Here is a 3,239-nt window from a genome sequence, read left to right as displayed (position 1 = left end):
CCCGACGACGACCGCCTCTCCCTTCGCGGCGGCCTCTCCGTGCACCTCGGGGCATTTCTCGTTGCGCGTGATCTCCTTGCGGTCCTTGTCGAGAACGACGATTCCCTTGCGCTTCTGCGCCGTTCCGAGCGTGGTGACGAGTTCTCCGTTCTCCAGCTCGATCGAGACGCCGTGGTGCGGAGAGGGGGACTTGTACGTCTCCGCCTCCGGGTCCTCGTCCGAGAACGCGTCGGAGTCGAGAATGCGCGTCTCCCCCGTGCCGTCGGTGAAGAGCACCGTCTTCCCGCCGTGCAGCACGACGTGTCCGGGCTCCGCGCCCTCGAACTTCGTGTCCTTCATCTTCTGCCGTGCCGTGTCCAGCACGCGGAATCCCTCGGACGTCGACACCATGATGTGCCGGTCGTCACCGGCCGGGTTGACCCTGTTGTACCCCTTCAGCGGGACATCGCCCGCGACGTCGAGCGTCTCGCCGTCGAGCACGTATATGCCGCCGTCGTAGGTGATGGCGAGCGGGTCGCTGACGTTCGCCGAAGCCTTCTTCTCCTCCTTCTTCTGCGCGTCCTCCTCGCTCTCTCCCCCGCAGGCGGAGAGAGCGAGGGAAGAGAGAAGGACCGCGGAAACAACGGCGCTGCTTCTCCTGCGAGTCCGGTGGGCCATGGAACTTTTCCTTTCTTCTGCCGTGACCGAGGGCACGGCGTTTCGACGGCACGACGGCCGGTTCACGAGGGAGCCAACCCTCCGGCTATGGCCTTGGTGTTGGAGCGCATCATCCGCAGATAGGTGGCGGCTCCCTTTCCCTCTTCGGTGAGGGACTCGGAGAAGAGCGGGACGACGTCGACGTCCACGCTGCTCTCCCTTTTCAGTACCCGGGCGAGCCGATCCGGCTGCGAGGAGTCGACGAATATCGCCGGAACCCCCGCCTCCTCGATCGCACCGGTCAACGACTCCAGATCGGCCGCACTCGGCGAGGCGAGCGTCGTACCGCTCGGGATGACGGCCCCCACGATCCGGAAGTCGAAACGCTCCGCCATGTACCCGAACACGTGATGGTTGGTCACGAGGTTGCGGCGGTCCCGCGGAATGGCGTCGAAGCTCTTCCGCATCCAGGCACCGAGTTCTTCCACTTCGGTCCCGTACGCCTTCTCCCGGCGGTCGACCGCGCGCGGATCCGCGCCTTCCACCTCTTTCTTCACCTTCTCGGCGATGAGGCCCACGGCTTTCCGCACGCGGTGCGGGTCGGTCCAGAAATGCGGGTCGGCCTGCCCGGTGCTCTCACCCTTCTTGTAACGGAGCGGCTCGACCGCCGCGCCCACGCCGAGCGTCGGCACACCGGCCTCCCTCGCCGCCGTCACGTGGCGGAGCACGTTCTCCTCCAGCCCGAGACCGTTGTAGACGACCAGGTCCGCGCCCTCCATCGCGGCGGCCTCCGCTGCCGAGACCCCGAAGGAGTGCGGGTCGGCGTTCGGCTTCATCAGCACCTTCACGTCCGCCTGCCCGCCCACCACACTGCGGGTGACGTCACCGAGGATGTTCGTCGTGACGACGACCGTCGGCCGCGCTTCCTCGTCCTCGGCACACGCCGAGAGGGCGCCCAACAGGGCGATGCACAACGCGGCGCAAGAGGCCCTGACGCCTACCGGCCGGTTCGCTCCTTTCCGGTGCACGGCACTCACCTGCCCGTCTCGACCATGTCGGTCGGCGCGAAGTCGAGCGGGAAAGTGCGGGCCCTGCGGAGATCGTCGGCGTAGTCGATCTCGTATATCTTCCTGGCAGCCACGTCGTTGACGTAGGCGCGGTTCGCATCGACCTCGATGGTCGGCTCCGAGCCCTTCCGCGCCGGTTTGCGCAGTACTTTTCTGCTCGCCAACTCCTCGCCGGACTCCGCGTCGTAGGACGTGAGCGTCCCCGACCTGTCGAGAGCCAGCAGCGGGGCGCCTTCGCCGGCCGTGTTGACGGCGACGACGGGGCCCGAGTCCACCCGCTTCCACCGGCGCTCGGTCACGTCCAGCAGCCAGGCGCCCTTGTCGCCGGCCTTCGCCGCCAACGTCGTCCCGAGCGAGCGGTGGCTGAATGCGCCAGGACGCTCCTCCTTCTCCACGTCGTCGGGGAAGGGGATCTTTTCGGCCTCGAGCTCTCCGTCGGTTTTCCCACTGACAAAGAGCGCACCGTCGGCGCACCCGAAGACGACGCCCCTGCGGGTCACGGCAGCACCCCGCAAGTCGGCGCATTTCTCCGCCAGTTGTTCCTTCTTCCGGCCCTCGGTGTCGCGGACCTCGACGACCGTGCCGCCACCGGAGCCGGAAACCGGCACCAGCGCGACGTCCTCGTACGGGACCACGGGCCCCTTTCGGGCGTCCTTCAGCACAGCCGTCGTCCGGAGCTTCCCCTTCTCCATCCGGGCGCGGTCGAGCAACCGCGCCGTTCCGTCGGCGAAACTCAGCGCGGTGAGCGACGGGCTGCTGAAAACGTGCTCCGCTTCCTTCTTCCCGACCCCGCCCACGTCCTTCGCCTTCGCCCGGTAGTAGTGGACGTGGTCGCCGTGGTCGACCATCCACGAGCCACCGTCGAAGACCTCGGTGCCGTTGGGCGAACCGACGTAGGCGAACCGTCCGTCGGTGCTCATTCCCGAGGCGTCCTTCGCCCGGCCGAGCTTGCGGGTGTCCTCCTCCACGAGGTCCAGCAGGCTCACCGCTCCGGTTCCACCGTCGCGCAGCACCAGCCGCGACTGCTGCTCCGCCGCCTCTTCCGCCCCCTCGACATATCCGTGCGGTTTCGCCGAGGACGAGGAATCCGCATCCCCCTCCTCCTGGCCGCCGCCCTCCGCGCACGAGGCGAGAAGAGAACCGACCACGAGGACGGCTGCCAGTGCGGGGACGGTCTTCTGCTGTTTTCGCGTCATGCTGCGGGCTCGCATTCACTTCGGAGTTCTGAGGCAAGAGGTCTCCGCGCACCGACCCGGTCCCGGATTCCGGCGGCGGACACGGAGAGGAAGAAGAGGAGGACCGCGCTCGCGGCGATCGTCGCGCCGGCCGCGGTACCGAGGTGCCAGGAGAGCAGCAGCCCAAGGAACGTCGCGGTCACGCCGCACACCGCCGCCCCCGCCATGACGGCAGGGACCCGGGAGGCCCACGGCAGCGCCGCGGCGGGCGGCGCGATGAGCAGCCCGAAGACCAGCAGCGTGCCCACCACGTGGAACGAGGTGACGATCGCGAGCGTGACCAGTCCGAGCAGGGCCGCGT

Annotated in this window: 3 protein-coding genes and 1 pseudogene; all 4 read right to left on the bottom strand. The window is 68.2% G+C overall.

Features of this window, described 5'->3' with window-relative positions; all coding sequences use genetic code 11:
- A pseudogene (locus UWG_RS29420) lies at positions 1-657 on the bottom strand (hypothetical protein); the annotation flags it as partial.
- A gap of 62 nt (positions 658-719) precedes the next feature.
- Positions 720-1,610, bottom strand: coding sequence for a zinc ABC transporter substrate-binding protein AztC (gene aztC / locus UWG_RS0103305; RefSeq protein ID WP_016905781.1), 891 nt, complete (start codon positions 1,608-1,610; stop codon positions 720-722).
- A gap of 59 nt (positions 1,611-1,669) precedes the next feature.
- Positions 1,670-2,899, bottom strand: coding sequence for a WD40 repeat domain-containing protein (locus tag UWG_RS0103300; protein ID WP_029391126.1), 1,230 nt, complete (start codon positions 2,897-2,899; stop codon positions 1,670-1,672).
- Positions 2,896-3,239, bottom strand: a 344-nt coding sequence (locus UWG_RS0103295) for a metal ABC transporter permease (protein ID WP_016905779.1), incomplete at its 5' end; no start/stop codon positions are given. The genes UWG_RS0103295 and UWG_RS0103300, both read right to left, overlap by 4 nt.

Source organism: Streptomyces xiaopingdaonensis, assembly GCF_000262345.1.
GTDB lineage: Bacteria > Actinomycetota > Actinomycetes > Streptomycetales > Streptomycetaceae > Streptomyces > Streptomyces xiaopingdaonensis.
The sequence above is the reverse complement of the archived record's forward strand: the minus strand, read 5'-3'. Positions and strand labels throughout refer to the sequence as shown.

Coding starts and splice junctions, on each gene's coding strand:
- UWG_RS0103300 (WP_029391126.1), bottom strand. CDS start 2,899: ATGACGCGAAAACAGCAGAAGACCGTCCCCGCACTGGCAGCCGTCCTC.